The 15,447-nt window shown below is 67.7% G+C and carries 17 protein-coding genes; 11 read left to right on the top strand and 6 right to left on the bottom strand.

Features of this window, described 5'->3' with window-relative positions:
* Positions 1-11: 11 nt before the first annotated feature.
* Positions 12-470, top strand: coding sequence for a ClpXP protease specificity-enhancing factor (locus ABD974_RS02455; RefSeq protein ID WP_425562614.1), 459 nt, complete (start codon positions 12-14; stop codon positions 468-470).
* A 93-nt stretch (positions 471-563) separates the two neighbouring features.
* Here ABD974_RS02455 and ABD974_RS02450 read toward each other — a convergent pair whose 3' ends face one another.
* A complete protein-coding gene (locus tag ABD974_RS02450) occupies positions 564-890 on the bottom strand; it encodes a DUF3301 domain-containing protein (RefSeq protein WP_345301674.1) in 327 nt (108 codons plus the stop codon).
* Positions 891-950: 60 nt separating this feature from the next.
* Between ABD974_RS02450 and ABD974_RS02445 the strand changes: the two genes are divergently transcribed.
* A complete protein-coding gene (locus ABD974_RS02445) occupies positions 951-1,712 on the top strand; it encodes an FHA domain-containing protein (RefSeq protein WP_345301673.1) in 762 nt (253 codons plus the stop codon).
* Positions 1,713-1,769: 57 nt separating this feature from the next.
* Positions 1,770-2,048 (top strand): cytoplasmic protein, encoded by a 279-nt coding sequence (locus tag ABD974_RS02440; RefSeq protein WP_345301672.1) that lies wholly within the window; start codon positions 1,770-1,772, stop codon positions 2,046-2,048.
* Positions 2,049-2,080: 32 nt separating this feature from the next.
* Here the strand turns inward: ABD974_RS02440 and nadC are convergent, their stop codons facing one another.
* Together nadC and ABD974_RS02430 are read right to left on the bottom strand one after the other, a co-directional pair.
* The gene (gene nadC / locus ABD974_RS02435; protein WP_345301671.1) at positions 2,081-2,962 is read right to left on the bottom strand and encodes a carboxylating nicotinate-nucleotide diphosphorylase; all 882 of its coding nucleotides are present in this window, start codon (positions 2,960-2,962) and stop codon (positions 2,081-2,083) included.
* Positions 2,959-3,219, bottom strand: a complete 261-nt coding sequence (locus tag ABD974_RS02430) for a Trm112 family protein (RefSeq protein ID WP_345301670.1) — start codon at positions 3,217-3,219, stop codon at positions 2,959-2,961. Before ABD974_RS02430 ends, nadC begins: the two co-directional genes overlap by 4 nt.
* A 70-nt stretch (positions 3,220-3,289) precedes the next feature.
* Here ABD974_RS02430 and purE point away from each other — a divergent pair, with 70 nt between their 5' ends.
* The 3 genes from purE to ABD974_RS02415 are packed head-to-tail and all read left to right on the top strand — an operon-like array spanning position 3,290 to position 6,056.
* Complete coding sequence (gene purE / locus ABD974_RS02425) at positions 3,290-3,805, top strand: 5-(carboxyamino)imidazole ribonucleotide mutase (RefSeq protein ID WP_345301669.1); 516 nt, start codon at positions 3,290-3,292, stop codon at positions 3,803-3,805.
* A 7-nt stretch (positions 3,806-3,812) separates the two neighbouring features.
* Positions 3,813-4,949 (top strand): 5-(carboxyamino)imidazole ribonucleotide synthase, encoded by a 1,137-nt coding sequence (locus ABD974_RS02420; RefSeq protein WP_345301668.1) that lies wholly within the window; start codon positions 3,813-3,815, stop codon positions 4,947-4,949.
* 12 nt (positions 4,950-4,961) lie between these two features.
* Positions 4,962-6,056: a hypothetical protein gene (locus ABD974_RS02415; RefSeq protein ID WP_345301667.1), complete on the top strand. Its 1,095-nt coding sequence runs from the start codon at positions 4,962-4,964 to the stop codon at positions 6,054-6,056.
* A gap of 16 nt (positions 6,057-6,072) precedes the next feature.
* Here the strand turns inward: ABD974_RS02415 and ABD974_RS02410 are convergent, their stop codons facing one another.
* Together ABD974_RS02410 and ABD974_RS02405 are read right to left on the bottom strand one after the other, a co-directional pair.
* Positions 6,073-6,489: a hypothetical protein gene (locus tag ABD974_RS02410; protein WP_345301666.1), complete on the bottom strand. Its 417-nt coding sequence runs from the start codon at positions 6,487-6,489 to the stop codon at positions 6,073-6,075.
* Between the two features lie 176 nt (positions 6,490-6,665).
* Positions 6,666-7,244, bottom strand: a complete 579-nt coding sequence (locus tag ABD974_RS02405; protein ID WP_345301665.1) for a superoxide dismutase — start codon at positions 7,242-7,244, stop codon at positions 6,666-6,668.
* A 137-nt stretch (positions 7,245-7,381) separates the two neighbouring features.
* Between ABD974_RS02405 and grxD the strand changes: the two genes are divergently transcribed.
* The 5 genes from grxD to ppnN all read left to right on the top strand — a co-directional run bounded on the left by grxD (position 7,382) and on the right by ppnN (position 14,318).
* Entirely contained in the window at positions 7,382-7,702 is a 321-nt protein-coding gene (gene grxD, locus ABD974_RS02400) for a Grx4 family monothiol glutaredoxin (protein WP_345301664.1), read from the top strand.
* 17 nt (positions 7,703-7,719) lie between these two features.
* Positions 7,720-8,463: an SDR family NAD(P)-dependent oxidoreductase gene (locus tag ABD974_RS02395; RefSeq protein ID WP_345301663.1), complete on the top strand. Its 744-nt coding sequence runs from the start codon at positions 7,720-7,722 to the stop codon at positions 8,461-8,463.
* The gene (locus ABD974_RS02390) at positions 8,460-9,056 is read left to right on the top strand and encodes a MarC family protein (RefSeq protein WP_345301662.1); all 597 of its coding nucleotides are present in this window, start codon (positions 8,460-8,462) and stop codon (positions 9,054-9,056) included. Before ABD974_RS02395 ends, ABD974_RS02390 begins: the two co-directional genes overlap by 4 nt.
* A 293-nt stretch (positions 9,057-9,349) precedes the next feature.
* A complete protein-coding gene (locus ABD974_RS02385) occupies positions 9,350-12,793 on the top strand; it encodes a TonB-dependent receptor (RefSeq protein WP_345301661.1) in 3,444 nt (1,147 codons plus the stop codon).
* A gap of 139 nt (positions 12,794-12,932) precedes the next feature.
* A complete protein-coding gene (gene ppnN, locus ABD974_RS02380; protein ID WP_345301660.1) occupies positions 12,933-14,318 on the top strand; it encodes a nucleotide 5'-monophosphate nucleosidase PpnN in 1,386 nt (461 codons plus the stop codon).
* Positions 14,319-14,340: 22 nt separating this feature from the next.
* Here the strand turns inward: ppnN and ABD974_RS02375 are convergent, their stop codons facing one another.
* Positions 14,341-15,447 carry a sensor histidine kinase gene (locus ABD974_RS02375; protein WP_345301659.1) on the bottom strand — a complete coding sequence of 369 codons (1,107 nt, stop codon included), beginning with the start codon at positions 15,445-15,447 and terminating at the stop codon, positions 14,341-14,343.

The raw sequence follows: 15,447 nt of genomic DNA, 5'->3' as shown, positions 1-15,447 counted from the left end.
ACACTCCGGCCATGAGCGAAGGCCCGTCGACACGCATGACCAGCCACCGTCCGTACCTGCTGCGGGCGCTCTACGCCTGGATCGCCGACAACGGCATGACTCCGCACCTCATGGTGGATGCGGGCCGCCCGGGCGTGCAGGTGCCCGCGTTCGCCGTGAACGAAGGCAAGGTCGTGCTGAACATCGCCGAGCGCGCGGTGGTCGGGCTGGACATGGGCAATGAGCTGATCACCTTCACCGCGCGCTTCGGCGGCGTGAGCCACCCGGTACGCGTGCCGGTCGGCGCGGTCATGATGATCTACGCCCGCGAGACCGGGCAGGGCATGGGACTGCCGGAAGAACCCGTCCTGCCGGCCGAGGAAGCCCCGGGGCTGGACGAAACGCACGCGGACGACGACGATGGCGGCGACGGCGGCGACGATCTCGCGCCGCCGCCGAAACGCGGCGGGCATCTGCGGGTGGTCAAATAACGCGACGGCTTCGTGCCGGCGTACGGGTTCCGGGGGGGAAGCCATGCGATCGATCCAGCAACGCAGGAACGGCGACGTTCCGTCCAGCATGCTTCAGTCCAGCATGACCCGCGAGGCCGAGGCCACCGGGCCGCTGAACGACACCAGACGCTCGCCGTGCAGCACCAGCCGGGCGATGTGGCGGTCGGTGCCGTCCTCCGAATACTCGAAGCGGAAGCTGCGCTCGAAACCGAGCCGGCCGTCTTCGCCGCGGCGCAGGCGCAGCCCGGTCGCGTGTACGGTCTGGTCGATCAGTTGCACGCCGGCGGCCTGGCAGGCCTCGCCGCCGAGGCGCACGGCCCGTTCCGCAGCGGCCCGCGACGCGCTCCAGAATGCGAACACCATCGCACCCAGAATCATCAGGATCAGTAAAGTCGGCATTCCTCCAATGTGCGGTCGTCGCGCATCGGATGCAATCCCTCCACCGGAGCAAGATCGCCCATGAAGCTCGTGTTCGCCGCCGGCGAATTTCCGCCCACCCTGCTGCAGCAGGGCGTCAAACGCATCGGCTCGGCGATCGATGCCGATATCGGTCTCAGCGGGCCCGACATCCTGCCCCAGCACTGCGAACTGCAGGTCACGCCGCAGGGCGTGCGACTGAAGATCGCGCCGGGCGCCGTGGTGACCGTGAACCAGCGTCCGGTGGATGGCCTGATCGCATTGCGCACCGGCGACCAGATCGCGTTCGGTGGCGTGCAGGCATCGCTGCTCGCGCTGGACGCGCCGCGTCCCGCGGGCGCCGCGCCGTCGCCTGATGCCGACGATGTGGGCACCACCACCGTCCGCGCCGCATTGCCGAAATACGCGCTGCGCGCGCAGAGCGGGCGCATCCTCGGCCGCAGTTATCCGCTCACCGGTGCGACCATCGTCGGCCGCGCGCCGGACTGCCAGCTGCGCCTCGAAGACACCAGCCTCTCGCGCAAACACGCCAAACTCATTCCGACCAACGAAGGCGTGGTGATCGAAGACCTCGGTTCCACCAACGGCAGCTTCCACAACGGCAAGCGCGTGCAGCGCGCGGTGGCGTTGCCGGGCGACGAGATCGGTTTCGACACCGTGCGTTTCCAGTTGCTGGAACTCGGCCAGGATGCCATCGGTGGCGCATCATCCGCGCCGGCCGGCGCCGGTGCCGGCGCGCCGCGCTGGTTGTGGCCGGTCTTGGCGCTCGTCGTCGTGGCGATCGTGGTGGCGGTCCTGCTCTGACGTGAGCCTCCTGGCATGAACCTCGCGATATGAACCTTGTGACATGAACGCCGTGATATGAACCAGCACGATCCCACGCTCAAGGCGGCGCACGACCGCTCCAGTCTGCATCGCGCGGAAGTGCTGGCCAGCGTGATCTGCGGATGTTTCTACTGCCGCAGCACCTTCGAACCCGGCGATATCGGCGAATGGGTCGATGCCGCCGAGGATGGCGACGGTCTTGGCCAGACCGCGCTGTGCCCGCACTGCGGCGTGGACTCGGTGCTGGGTTCGCAGTCGGGCTATCCGATCACGCCGGAATTCCTCGCGACGATGCACCAGTACTGGTTCGGTTGACCCGCGACTTCCCGGGCAGCGGCGCCGCGCGATCAACCGCCCGGCGGAGGCCCGAGTTTCAAGGACAGATCGATCGCGCGCACGTGTTTGGTCAGGCCGCCGATCGAGATGCAGTCGACGCCGTCTTCGGCGATGCCGCGCAGCGTGGTCATGTCGACGCCGCCGGAGACTTCCAGCGGAATGCGCCCGTGCCAGGGCGCGGACTTCGCGATGCGCACGGCCTCGCGACGTGTGGCCGCATCGAAGTCGTCGATCAGGATGCGGGTGCAGCCGGCGTCCAGCGCTTCGCGCAGTTGCGCGAGCGTTTCCACCTCCACGATCAGCGGCAGCGTCGGATGCAGGGCGCGCGCGGCCTGCACGGCGCCGCCCAGCGAGCCGTAGGCGCGGATGTGGTTTTCCTTGAGCATCACCGTGTCGTACAGGCCGATGCGGTGGTTGTCGCCGCCGCCGACGCGCACCGCGTATTTCTGGGCGATGCGCAGGCCGGGAATGGTCTTGCGGGTATCGAGAATCCTCGTGCCGGTGCCGCGGACGGCGGCGACATGGTCCGCGGTGATGGTCGCGGTGCCGCTGAGCGTCTGCAGGAAATTCAGCGATGCGCGCTCCGCGCTCACCAGGGCGCGGCTGCGGCCGGCGAGGGTGGCGACGACCGTGCCCTTGGCGATGCGGTCGCCCTCGGCGATACGCCAGTCGATGCGCACGTCGGGATCGAGCGCGCGATGACAGGCGTCGAACCACGGACGCCCACAGATCACGGCGTCTTCCTTGCACAACAGATAGGCGATGTCGGGGCCATCGGGCAACAGCGCGGCGGTGACATCGCCGCTGCCGAGATCCTCGGCCAGCGCCGCGGTCACGTTGGCGGCGACCACCTCGACCGGCGGCGCCGGGACGTTGGCGACCTGTGCGCTCACAGGCCGTGCACGGATGCGACCGGGATGCCCTCCTCGATCAACAGCACCGGGATGCCGTCGTCGATGCGGTAGAGGGTCTTGCGGTCGCGGGTGATCAGCGCCTCGCGCACCGTTTCGGTCTGCGGTGCGCCGTCCTCGCGGGTCACGCCGCCCGCGGCGATGGCCGCGTTCAGCGCTTCCAGGCCGGGCTTGTCCAGCAGCGCGAGCGGTTGGCGGGTGGCGGGGCAGACGAGCAGATCGAGCAACTTGCGGTCCATTCGATGAAGCCGGGGTGGGTTGCCGCTAGAATACCGTTTTGCAGCAGGCGTGACGCCGCAGGGTGCAGTCATGGCAGGAACGAACGCGGGCGCCACCGGCCAGCCGCTGGTCGGGATCGTGATGGGGTCGCGCTCCGACTGGGAGACGATGCAGCACGCCGCCGCGAAGCTCGAAGCGCTGGGCGTGCCGCACGAGGTGCGCGTGGTCTCCGCGCATCGCACGCCGGATGTTCTCTTCGAATACGCCGCCACCGCGCGCGACCGCGGGCTGCGCGCCATCGTCGCCGGCGCCGGCGGCGCGGCGCATCTGCCGGGCATGCTCGCGGCCAAGACCGCGGTGCCGGTGCTCGGCGTTCCGGTGCAGAGCAAGGCGCTGAACGGCATGGATTCGCTGCTGTCCATCGTGCAGATGCCCGCGGGCATCCCGGTCGCGACCTTCGCCATCGGCAATGCCGGCGCCGCCAACGCCGCGCTGTTCGCGGCTGCGCTGCTGGCGCACGAATTCCCGCAGATCGGTGCCGCGCTCGATGCGTTTCGTGCGAAGCAGACGCAGGATGTCGTCGGCAACGACGATCCACGGAGCTGATGCCGCCATGACCACGGTCGGCATCCTCGGCGGCGGACAACTGGCGCGCATGCTCGCGCTCTCCGGCGCACCGCTCGGTTTGCGTTTCCGCGTCCTCGACACCGTCGCCGACGCCTGCGCGGGGCAGTTCGCACCTCTGATCGTTGGCGATTACCGCGACGAAGCGGCGCTGGCGGAATTCGCCGCGCAGGTCGATGTCGCCACCTTCGATTTCGAGAACGTGCCCGCGGAGTCCGCGCGTTGGCTCAGCGAACGCGTGCCGGTGTTCCCCAACCCGCGCGCGCTGTCGATCGCGCAGGATCGGCTCGCGGAGAAGACGTTGTTCCGCGAACTCGGCATTCCGGTGCCGGCGTTCGCCGATGTCGCCGATCGCGCTGCGCTCGACGCCGCCGTCGCCGTCATCGGCACGCCCTGCATCCTCAAGACCCGCCGCCTCGGCTACGACGGCAAGGGCCAGTTCCGGATCAAGTCGCCGGCCGATGTCGACGCCGCATGGGACGCGCTCGGCGCGCAGGCCGCGACCGTCGGCCTGATCCTCGAAGCGTTCGTGCGCTTCGAGCGCGAGCTGAGCGTGGTCGCGGTCCGCGGTCGCGACGGCGAATTCCGCGCCTGGCCGCTGACCGAAAACTGGCATGTCGACGGCGTGCTGTCGGTCAGTCTGGCGCCTGCGCGCGTGGACGCGGATCTCGCCGCGCAGGCCGACGCGCATGCGCGCGCGCTGGCGGAAGCGCTGGATTACGTCGGCGTGTTCGCGCTGGAACTGTTCTGCCGCGACGGCGTGCTGCTCGCCAACGAGCTCGCGCCGCGCGTGCACAACTCCGGGCACTGGACGATCGAGGGCAGCGAAACCTCGCAGTTCCAGAATCATCTGCGTGCGGTGCTCGGTCTGCCGCTCGGCGACACCCGCATGCTCGGCCACGCCTGCATGCTGAACTGGATCGGCCATCTGCCCGACGCGGAGCCGGTGCTGCGCGAACCCGGTGGTCACTGGCACGACTACGGCAAGGAACCGCGCGCCGGCCGCAAGGTCGGACACGCCACGCTGCGGGCCGACTCGCCTGCGGAACTCGCCGCCGCGATGGCGCGTGTCGGACGCGCCCTGGGGCGCGACGACATCGTCGCGCACGCCGCCGGCATCGATTGACGGAGCGCCGACATGGCAGGCAAGACGACATGGCTCGCGATCGCAGGTGTTTTGGCGGTCGGCATCGCGGGTGGCGTGTACTGGTTTTCGGGTCGCGATGCCTCGCCAGGCGCGACCGCATCCGGTGCGATGGGCGAGGCGTCGGCGAACATCGGCGCCAGGGCCAGCGGAAGCGCCGGCGTTGAAGGCGCCGCGCAGGGGCGCAACGCGCGCCCCGCGCCGCTGTCGTCCGCGCCCCTGCCGCCCCTCGACGCGCCGCTGGCGACGGTCGTGCGCGAGCTGAAGCCGCGTGCGCAGGCCGGCGATGCCCGCGCCCTGTGCAGGCTCGCGGTGGAATACCGCTACTGCGCCGAACTGCAGGGGCGCATGCAAATGATCGAAAGCGGCGTCGCGCGCGCGCAGGAGCGCATCGAGCAGGGCGGTCAACAAGGCGGCGAGGGCGGCCAGGGCGATCGTCGCGGCGGCTGGCGTTCCACAGAACGCATGGCCTCGGCGTTCGAACAGACCAGCGAGTTGTACCGGCATTGCGAAGGTGTGGACGTGCCGAAATCCAGCGACATCGTGCGCTATATGCGCGAAGCCGCGGTCGCGGGGCATCCGCAGGCGGCCGGCCAGTACGTGTCCGGCGAACTGTTCACCGGCAGCGACATGCTCGACAACCTGCCGGAGCTCGCGCTGTACCGCGACAACGCCGAATCGATGGCGCTCGCCGCGGTCGCGCAGGGCGATCTGCGCACCGCATGGAAGCTCGCCGAAGCCTATGCCAGCGAACCCGGCGACCGCCGCCGCACGCTGCTCGCGCAGGCGGTGGAATCGCAGCCGGCGCGCGCGCTGTCGCTGTTGTATGCGCTGCGCACCGCCGTCGGCGATCAGGCGACGGCGTCTGCGACAGGGAACGATCCCGCCCAGGCCATCGTGGCGCGCCTGCAGCAGCGGATCGCATCGCTGGAGCGTCGCCTGCCGTCGGCGGATGTCGCCCGCGCGCGCAGCGAACCGGCGGAGATCGGCGTCGGCGCGGGCCCGGCCCGTGCCGACGCACTGCAGCGTTTGTCCGGCGCGATGGCTTCACGCGGTCGCGACGACTGGTCGCGCGATATCTGCGATTGACCGCGCGCTGCGCCGCTCAGCGGCAACGGCCGTAACGATCCGGCGACGCGCCCGGACCACCGCGCCAGCCCGGCGGATTTTCCCAGTTGGTGCCGCGACCGCCCACCGGGCCCGGCGGATTGCGGTCGTTGTCGCGCCAGCAGCGCTTGGCCTGGTTCCAGAAACCGTAGCGCGGGTGCCAGTAGCCGTAGCCCGGATGGAAGTAATAGCCGCCGTCGCGCACGACGAACCGGTAGCGCGTGCCGTTGTGCTTGTAATAGCGGTGATCCGGCGAGGCGCCGGGGCCGCCCTTCCATCCGGGCGGATTCTCCCAGTTGGTGCCGGGGCCACCGGCCGGACCGGGCGGATTGTGGTCGCGATCGCGGGCGGACGCGTGGCCGGCGACGGCGAGCGTGAGCAATGCGGCGGACAGCAGGGACACGAGCGGTTTCATCGGTGACTCCGGTTGCGGGAAGACGACCGGTGAATGCCTGTGCGGGCCGCTGCGTTGACGCTCCCGGCGGCGGCGTTCACATCGCAGACGGTTTGCCGCCGCGGACGCGAGCGATGCGCAAAAACGAAAACGGCCGGGTTTCCCCGGCCGTTCCAATACATGCGGTGCCGCTGCGATCACTTCATCTGCGAAGCGACGAAGTCCCAGTTGACCAGGTTCCAGAACGCCTCGACGTACTTCGGGCGCGCGTTGCGATAGTCGACGTAGTAGGCATGTTCCCACACGTCGCAGGTCAGCAGCGGGGTGTCTTCGCCGGTCAGCGGGGTGGCGGCGTTGGAGGTGCTCACCAGCGCCAGCGAACCGTCCGGACGCTGCACCAGCCAGCCCCAGCCCGAACCGAAGGTGCCGACGGCGGTCTTGGTGAACTCTTCCTTGAACTTGTCGAAGCTGCCGAACGCCGCGTTGATGGCGTCCGCGAGTTTGCCGGCGGGCGCGCCGCCGCCGTTGGGCTTCAGGCAGTTCCAGTAGAACGTGTGGTTCCAGACCTGCGCGGCGTTGTTGAACATGCCGCCCTGCGACTTGCGGACGATCTCCTCCAGCGACAGATCGGCGAATTCGGTGCCCGCGATCATGTTGTTGAGGTTGGTGACGTAGGTCTGGTGATGCTTGCCGTAATGGAAATCGATGGTTTCGGCGGAGATGTGCGGTTCCAGACCGGTGCGGTCGTAGGGCAGGGCTGGCAGCTCGATGGCCATGGGGGCGGGCTCCTTGACGTTGGGTGGACGCGCCGGGCAGGTCCCGGGCCGCGCGAAGGCTTACAATGGACGACCATTCTAACCTCACCGCCGTTGCGACGCTCCGCCGTCGCCGGCCTCGTCCCAGGAGACAGACCATGCCGGTGTTGGAACGCATCCAGTCCGAGATCGAAGCCCATCCGATCGTGTTGTTCATGAAAGGCACGCCGCAGTTCCCGATGTGCGGTTTCTCCAGCCGCACGTCGCAGGCGCTCAAGGCCGCTGGCGCCAACGGTTTCCACAGCATCAACGTGCTGGAAGACCCCGAGATCCGCGCGAATCTTCCGCGCTATTCGAATTGGCCGACCTTTCCGCAGTTGTTCATCAACGGCGAACTCATCGGCGGCTGCGACATCACCCTGGAGCTGTACGAGTCCGGCGAACTCGCGCGCATGATCGCCGAGGCCCAGAAGGCCTGATGCCCGAGGCGATGACGATGTCGTCGACGACCGTCGCCGACGCGCACGACGCGTCGCGCGCGCTGGAAGGCCGCACGGTGCTGATCGTCGGTGCGCATGGCGCGCTCGGCCAGGTCGCCGCGCGCGCCGCCGCGGCCGCGGGCGCGGCCGTCGTGCTGCTGGGTCGCAAGGTGCCGAAGCTCAATCGCGTGTACGACGCGATCGTGCGCGAGGGCGGCAAGGCGCTGCTGTATCCGCTCGATCTGGAGGGCGCCACGCCCGACGATTACGCCGAGTTGGCCGCGCGCATCGAATCCGGTGCCGGTCGTCTCGACGGCGTGCTGCACTGCGCCGCCGATTTCCCGGGACTGACGCCGCTGGAGAACACCGACCCCGGCGCCTTCGCACGCGCGCTGCACGTGAATCTCACCGCGCGCTGGTGGCTCACCCAGGCCTGCCTGCCCTTGCTGCGCCGCGCGCCCGACAGCGCGGTGGTCTTCGCCATCGATGATTCGGCCGGACGCGGGGGCGCGTACTGGGGCGGTTATGGCGTCGCACAATCGGGCCTGACCACGCTGGTGTCGATGCTCCACGCCGAACTGGCGAATTCGCCGGTGCGCGTGTCCGGCCTCGCCCCCGGTCCGATGCGCACGCCGCTGCGCGCGAGGGCCTTCGTCGAAGAAGGCGATGTCGCCCGCGAGCCCGCGGAGTTCGGCCCGGCCTGCGTGCATCTGTTGTCCCCCGCCGGCATCGAGCGCCGCGGCGGGGTGTGGTCGCCGTGACCATCGCGTCGGCCGCGCTGCTGCTGTTCCTGATTCTCGACCCGCTGGGGAACATCCCGGTGTTCCTGAGCCTGCTGCGGACCCTGCCGCCGCAGCGGCAGCGCATCGTGCTGGCCCGCGAACTCCTGATCGCGCTCGGCGTGCTGATGGCGTTCCTGTGGGCGGGCAAATACGCGCTCGAACTGATGCACCTGCGCCAGGAATCGGTCTCGATCGCCGGCGGCATCGTGCTGTTCCTGATCGGCATCCGCATGATCTTTCCGCCGCCCGAAGGGCTGATGGGCGAGATCCCCGACGGCGAGCCCTTCATCGTGCCCATGGCCATCCCGCTGGTGGCCGGGCCGTCGGGCATGGCGGCGGTGATCCTGATGGGCAGCAACGAACCCGCACGCCTCGGCGACTGGAGCCTGGCCCTGTTCATCGCCTGGGCCGCCACCGCGGCGATCCTGTTTTCCGCGACCTACCTCTACAAATGGCTGGGCCAGCGGGTGCTGACCGCGGTCGAGCGACTGATGGGCATGCTGCTGGTCGCGATCTCGGTGCAGATGCTGATGGACGGCATCGCCACCTACCTCCACGTGCAGGGCCCTTGAGCGGGCACCATCGCATCTCCGTTCGCTGCCGCAGGGTGAAGAACCCTTTGCGAGCTGACATTCAAGTGATCCATGAGGAATGTTCAGTCAATGATTTCAATGGCTTACGCTGGCGCAAGCCGTCATTCCACTGTCATCTTCAAGCTCTATCGTGTTAACCTATAGTTAACCCCGACCTATTTGGTTGTACAGGTGGCGGTTCCAATCTCCCCCGATCACCGATCGCGGCGCCGAGGCGTTCGCGATCCTTCCGTACGATCCAACGCATCGTTTTCTCCATCGAGGCCCAGAGCATGAACCACAGCAACCGTCTCCGACTTTCGAAACTGTCGATCGGACTGATCGTCGCCCTCGCCGCGGCGCCGGCATTCGCCCAGAACACCACGGCCGGCCTCAGCGGTCAGGTCGTCGGTGCGGATGGCCAGCCGGTCGTCGGCGCCGAAGTGACCATCCTCCACACCGAGTCGGGCACGGTCAGCCGCGTCGTCACCGACGGCAACGGTCGCTACAGCGCGCGCGGCCTGCGCGTCGGCGGTCCGTACAAGGTGACCGCGAACAAGGAAGGCGCCGGCACCCAGACCGAGAGCGACGTCTACCTCGCCCTCGACCAGGTCTCGCAGATCGACATCGCGATCGGCGGCCAGGAACTCGACACCATTTCCGTGATCGGCAGCGCCGGCCCGACCGTGTTCAGCCCCGACAAGATGGGCGCCGGTACCGCCATCAGCCGTCAGGACCTCGACAACTACGCCTCCGTCCAGCGCAATCTGCAGGACTACGTGCGTTTCGATCCGCGCATCTCGCAGACCGACAAGGAGCGCGGCGAAATCTCCGCCGGCGGCCAGAACTCGCGCTACAACAGCATCACCATCGACGGCGTCGCCACCAACGACACCTTCGGCCTCGAAGCCAATAATCTGCCGACCGCCAAGCAGCCGATCTCGATCGACGCGATCCAGTCGGTGCAGGTCAACATCTCGAACTACGACGTCACCCAGAAGGGTTACACCGGCGCCAACATCAACGCCGTGACCAAGTCGGGCACCAACGACTTCAAGGGTTCGGTCTACTACATCTACCGCGACGACCGCGGCGCCGGCCGCCGTTTCAACCGCACCACCGGTGCCTATTTCGACGCTCCGGAATTCGAGGAAGACACCAAGGGCATGACCTTCGGCGGTCCGCTGATCAAGGATCGCCTGTTCTTCTTCGCCGCCTATGAAGAACTGACCAGCAGCCGCAGCACGCCGGAATTCGGCCCGCTCGGCAGCTCGCGCACCAACGTCGCGATCACCCCGACCGCCATCAGCGGCGCCCAGGGCATCGCCAGCACCAACTACAGCGTCGACATCGGCACGGTCGAAGCCGCCGCGTCCGAGCTCGAAGTCACCGACGCCCTGATCAAGCTCGACGCCAACATCGGCGAGAACCACCGCGCCAGCCTGCGCTGGAGCAAGACCGAGCAGACCGATCCGATCTTCCCGACCTTCTTCAACAACGCCATCTCGCTGAGCTCGCACTGGTACAACCAGGACAAGACCATCGAGACCTACGTCGGCGAACTGTTCTCCGACTGGAGCGACAAGTTCTCGACCGAGTTCAAGGTGTCGTACCGCGACTACGTCAGCGCCCCGGTCAACAATTCCGATCTGCCGCAGATCCGCCTGAACTTCGCCGGCGCGCTGCCGCCGGGTTCGCCGGCCGTGTCCAGCACCAACGCCGGTCTGGTGTTCGGTACCGAGCGCAGCCGTCACTTCAACGATCTCGCCACCGAGACCTGGAACTTCTACGCGGCCGGCAACCTGTTCCTCGGCGACCACACCATCAAGTTCGGTGCGGACTACGACGACAACACCGTCTACAACGCGTTCCTGCAGGACACCAAGGGCAATTACACCTTCGCCTGCATCAACGGCGCCGCCGGCTTCTATCAGTTCACCGCCAGCGCCATCAACTGCAACACCGCGACCCGCGCCCAGAACGAAGCCGCCGTGCTCGAGAACTTCCGCCGCGGCCGTCCCACCAGCTATCAGGTGCAGATCGGCGCGCCGGGCTTCACCCTCGATGACGGCGTGGCCAACTGGGACTACCAGAACCTCGGCCTGTTCCTGCAGGACACCTGGGTCGTCAACGAGAGCCTGACCCTGACCGCCGGCCTCCGCGTCGACCGCAAGGGCATGGGCGAAAGCCCGCTGCTGAACACCGCCGCCGCCGCCGCGACCGTGCCGGGCACGATCACCGGTTCCACCAATCCGCAGAACGGCACGATCACCCGCGCCACCGGCGGTTTCGGTCGTCGCAACGATGTCACCCTCGACGGCAACAACCTGTTCCAGCCGCGCCTGGGCTTCAACTACACCTTCGCGTGGGATCGTCCGGCGCAGCTGCGCGGCGGCGTCGGCCTGTTCGAAGGCGCGGCCGCCAACGTGTGGCTGTCGAACCCGTACTCCAACACCGGCATCGCGACCCGCATCATCGGTTGCGGCATCGCCGGCTTCGCCGCCTGCCCGACCACAGACGGCCTGTTCACTCCGAACACCGGCGCGCAGCCGACCAGCTTCAGCGGTTCCACGCCTGCCGCGAACGTCGACTTCCTGTCGAGCGATCTGCGTCAGCCGTCGGTGTGGAAGGCCAACCTGGCGTTCGAACATGAGCTGCCGTGGTGGAACATGGTCGCGGGCATCGAATACATCCGCACCCAGGTCAAGGACGGCATCTACTACCGTCACCTCAACCTCGGCAATGCGACCCGTCAGGGCACCGACGGCCGCAACCTGTACTACACCCCGCAGGGCTACAACGGCGCCTGCTGGAACGCCAACGGTTCCAACAGCACGACGGGCGCCTGTACCGGTTTCCGCAACCGCGCCCTCAGCAACGCGAACTTCGCCAACGTGCTGCTCGCCGAGCGCACCAGCAAGGGTTACGGCGACAACCTGACCCTGTCGCTGAGCGGCAGCTTCCTGGAAGATTGGCGCTGGGGTCTGGGTTACTCCTACACCCGCGCCAAGGAAGTGAGCCCGCTGACCTCGTCGGTGTCGAACTCCAACTGGAACTCGGTGTCGGTGTTCAACCCGAACGAAGATGTCGCCGCCAACTCGGCGTACCTGGTGAAGGATCGTTTCGTCGGCCAGCTGACGTGGGAACACAAGTTCTTCGGCGACAACAAGACCAGCTTCGGTCTGTTCTATGAAGGCCGCGCCGGCAAGCCGTACAGCTGGATCTACAACAACGACCTCAACGGCGACGGCATCACCAACGATCTGATGTACATGCCGAGCGGCTTCGGTTCGGGTGAAGTGGTGTTCCGCGACCTCAACGCCAACGGCAGCGGCGCCGACGAAGAAGCGTTGTTCTGGCAGATCGCCAACGCCAACGGCCTCAACCGTTACGCCGGCGGCGTGGTCGAGCGCAACAGCGCGTTCGCCTCGTGGACCAACAACTTCGACGTGCGCGTCAGCCAGGAATTCCCGGGCTTCTTCGAAGGCAACAAGGTGCTGCTGTCGCTCGACATCATCAACGTCGGCAACCTGCTGAACAAGAAGTGGGGCCGCATCGACGAAATCGCGTTCCAGTCGAACGGTGGTCTGGCCCGCAGCTTCGTGAACTACCAGGGCCTCGACGCGCAGGGTCGCTACATCTACGGCGTCAACGGTCAGGTCGAAGACTTCGTGACCCGCCAGCAGCGCGGCGAATCGCAGTGGGCCGCCCAGCTCACGCTGAAGTACAGCTTCTGATCCATCGGTCCGAAGCGTGATGCAAGGCAAACGGCCGGGGAAACCCGGCCGTTTGCGTTTGCCCGGGCGTTGTTCCCGGAGCCCGGGCTGGGATACAGTCCCGCAGACACAGACGAAGACAGAGCAAGCAAGCGATCCCATGAACGATTCCGACCAATCCATCCTTCCCACCGTCGACGCGCACATCTATCCGCGCGGTGCGCTCGACGTGTTGTCCCGCGACGAGGTCGCGCGCCTGCGCGACGCCTCCATCGGCGGCATGCACGAACTTCTCCGCCGCTGCGCGCTGGCGGTGCTGACCAGCGGCAGCGCGTCCGACGACCCGCGCGCTGCGCGCGAGCTGTATCCCGATTTCGACATCCAGGTGCTGCAGCAGGACCGCGGCGTACGCATCGATCTGGTGAAGGCGCCGGCGATGGCCTTCGTCGACGGCGACATCATCCGCGGCGTGGCCGAGTTGTTGTTCGCGGTGGTCCGCGATCTGGCCTACACCGCGATCGAGCTGCGCGAAGGCCACGGCAGCCGCGATCTTTCCACGTCCGAAGGCATCACCGATGCGGTGTTCGGCCTGCTGCGCAATGCGCGCATCCTGCATCCGATCGATCCGAACCTCGTGGTCTGCTGGGGCGGCCATTCGATCAATCGCGACGAGTACCTCTACACCAAGCAGGTCGGCTACGAGCTGGGCCTGCGCGGCCTGGACATCTGCACCGGCTGCGGCCCGGGTGCGATGAAAGGCCCGATGAAGGGCGCGACGATCGCGCACGCCAAACAGCGCCACCGCCGCATGCGTTACATCGGCATCACCGAGCCGGGCATCATCGCCGCGGAATCGCCGAATCCGATCGTCAATCATCTCGTGATCATGCCGGACATCGAGAAACGTCTCGAAGCGTTCGTGCGCATGGGCCACGGCATCATCGTGTTCCCGGGCGGCGTCGGCACCGCGGAGGAGATCCTGTATCTGCTCGGCATCCTGCTGCGCGAGGAAAACGCGGGCCTGCCGTTCCCGCTGATCTTCACCGGCCCGCAGGCTTCGGCCGCGTATTTCGAGCAGATCGACAGGTTCCTGCGGCTCACGCTCGGCGAAGCCGCGACCTCGCGCTATCGCATCATCGTCGGCGATCCCGCCGCGGTGGCGAAGAAGATGGCCGCCGGCATCCGCAAGGTCCGCGAATACCGCATCGCCGAAAAGGATTCGTTCTACTTCAACTGGTCTCTGGAAATTCCGCTGACGTTCCAGCAGCCGTTCGTGCCCACGCACGAGGCGATGGCCGCGCTCGACCTGCACCATGGGCGCAAGCCGCACGAACTCGCCGCCGATCTGCGTCGCGCGTTCTCGGGCATCGTCGCCGGCAACGTGAAGGAAGACGGCATGCGCCGGATCGAAGAGCACGGCCCGTTCAAGATCCACGGCGACACCGACATGATGCAGTCGCTCGACGCGCTGCTGCGGGCGTTCGTCGAGCAGCGCCGGATGAAGATCTCGGGCGCGTATCGCCCCTGCTACGAGGTCGTCGCCTGATCCGCCTGCCGGCGGCGGCCTGTCAGGCCTTCGCCGGCAGTTTCACCGTCACCAGGAAGCGGCCGTCGCCGGCGGTCGCTTCGACGCTGCCGCGGCCTTCGGTATAAGCCTCGATCTGCGCGAGCGACGCGGGCAGGCCGACGTTGTGGCCGGTCGAATGGCCCGCGGGTTCCGCGGGCATCGGGTTCGAGATCGCGATGATCACACCACCGGCATCGTCGCCCTGAACGTGGATGTCGATGTCGCCGCCGCTCGGGATGCGCTCGATGCCGTGCTTGATCGCATTCTCCACCAGCGGCTGCAGCGACAGCGTGGGCACCAGGATCTCGGGCATGGGTTCGGGCAGGCGCCAGCGCACGCGCAGGCGCTCGCGGAAGCGCAGCGATTCGATTTCCAGATAACGCTCGATCAGCGCGAATTCCTCGCGCAGCGGAATTTCGCGCGCGCCACCGAGCGCTGCGCGGAACAGGTCGGCCAGATCCAGCAACAGCTCTTCCGCTTCGTCCGGTCGATGATGTACCAGCGCCGCGCCGGTGTTGAGGGTGTTGAACAGGAAATGCGGTCGCACCCGCGCCTGCAGTGCGGCGAGCTCGGCCTGCTTGGCGCGCACCGCGAGCTGGCGCAGGCGCCAGTGGTTCTGGAACGCGGCCAGCGCCAGCCAGCCCACCACCAGCACGATGCCGGTGACGCGCAGGAAGACGTCCCAGCGCGCCGAGGCTGGAATCCGCCAGAGTTCGCCCAGCAGCAGATCGCTCACGCCCAGGACCGACCAGCTGCTCATCAGCAACAGGCCCAGCGCGAGCCACGCGATGCGTTGCGGACGGGTGTCGCGCAGACGTTCGCGCAGGAGATACAGGCCGCCGAGGGTCAGTAGCGCCACCCATTGCACCATCAGCGACAGCAGCCCGAAGCGGATCCAGCGCCCGGAGGGTGCCTCGCCCGCGAGCGTCAGCACCGCCGCCAGACCTTCGGCGGCGAGCACGACCCAGATCACCGCGCGGCCCTGCCACAGACTGTCCAGCGGCGCGCCGCTGCGGGCGGCGACGGGGGCGCGCGATGCGGGGGCGGGCGTGGTCATCGCGCCATGATGCCCGCCCGGGGCATCGTCGGGCAGGGGGGGACCGCTCAT

It is taken from the genome of Lysobacter hankyongensis (genome assembly GCF_039543145.1).
In the GTDB taxonomy this organism is placed as follows: domain Bacteria; phylum Pseudomonadota; class Gammaproteobacteria; order Xanthomonadales; family Xanthomonadaceae; genus Lysobacter_I; species Lysobacter_I hankyongensis.
Note: the sequence above shows the minus strand (reverse complement) of the source record. Positions and strands in the feature narration are given on the sequence as shown.

Excerpts from the sequence above, each read along its gene's own strand:
- ABD974_RS02440 (WP_345301672.1), top strand. The coding sequence starts at position 1,770 with ATGAACCAGCACGATCCCACGCTCAAGGCGGCGCACGACCGCTCCAGT.
- ABD974_RS02420 (WP_345301668.1), top strand. The coding sequence starts at position 3,813 with ATGACCACGGTCGGCATCCTCGGCGGCGGACAACTGGCGCGCATGCTC.
- ABD974_RS02410 (WP_345301666.1), bottom strand. The coding sequence starts at position 6,489 with ATGAAACCGCTCGTGTCCCTGCTGTCCGCCGCATTGCTCACGCTCGCC.
- ABD974_RS02405 (WP_345301665.1), bottom strand. The coding sequence starts at position 7,244 with ATGGCCATCGAGCTGCCAGCCCTGCCCTACGACCGCACCGGTCTGGAA.
- ABD974_RS02385 (WP_345301661.1), top strand. The coding sequence starts at position 9,350 with ATGAACCACAGCAACCGTCTCCGACTTTCGAAACTGTCGATCGGACTG.
- ABD974_RS02415 (WP_345301667.1), top strand. The coding sequence starts at position 4,962 with ATGGCAGGCAAGACGACATGGCTCGCGATCGCAGGTGTTTTGGCGGTC.
- ABD974_RS02455 (WP_425562614.1), top strand. The coding sequence starts at position 12 with ATGAGCGAAGGCCCGTCGACACGCATGACCAGCCACCGTCCGTACCTG.
- ABD974_RS02430 (WP_345301670.1), bottom strand. The coding sequence starts at position 3,219 with ATGGACCGCAAGTTGCTCGATCTGCTCGTCTGCCCCGCCACCCGCCAA.
- ABD974_RS02450 (WP_345301674.1), bottom strand. The coding sequence starts at position 890 with ATGCCGACTTTACTGATCCTGATGATTCTGGGTGCGATGGTGTTCGCA.
- ABD974_RS02375 (WP_345301659.1), bottom strand. The coding sequence starts at position 15,447 with ATGAGCGGTCCCCCCCTGCCCGACGATGCCCCGGGCGGGCATCATGGC.
- purE (WP_345301669.1), top strand. The coding sequence starts at position 3,290 with ATGGCAGGAACGAACGCGGGCGCCACCGGCCAGCCGCTGGTCGGGATC.
- grxD (WP_345301664.1), top strand. The coding sequence starts at position 7,382 with ATGCCGGTGTTGGAACGCATCCAGTCCGAGATCGAAGCCCATCCGATC.
- ABD974_RS02395 (WP_345301663.1), top strand. The coding sequence starts at position 7,720 with ATGTCGTCGACGACCGTCGCCGACGCGCACGACGCGTCGCGCGCGCTG.
- ppnN (WP_345301660.1), top strand. The coding sequence starts at position 12,933 with ATGAACGATTCCGACCAATCCATCCTTCCCACCGTCGACGCGCACATC.
- ABD974_RS02445 (WP_345301673.1), top strand. The coding sequence starts at position 951 with ATGAAGCTCGTGTTCGCCGCCGGCGAATTTCCGCCCACCCTGCTGCAG.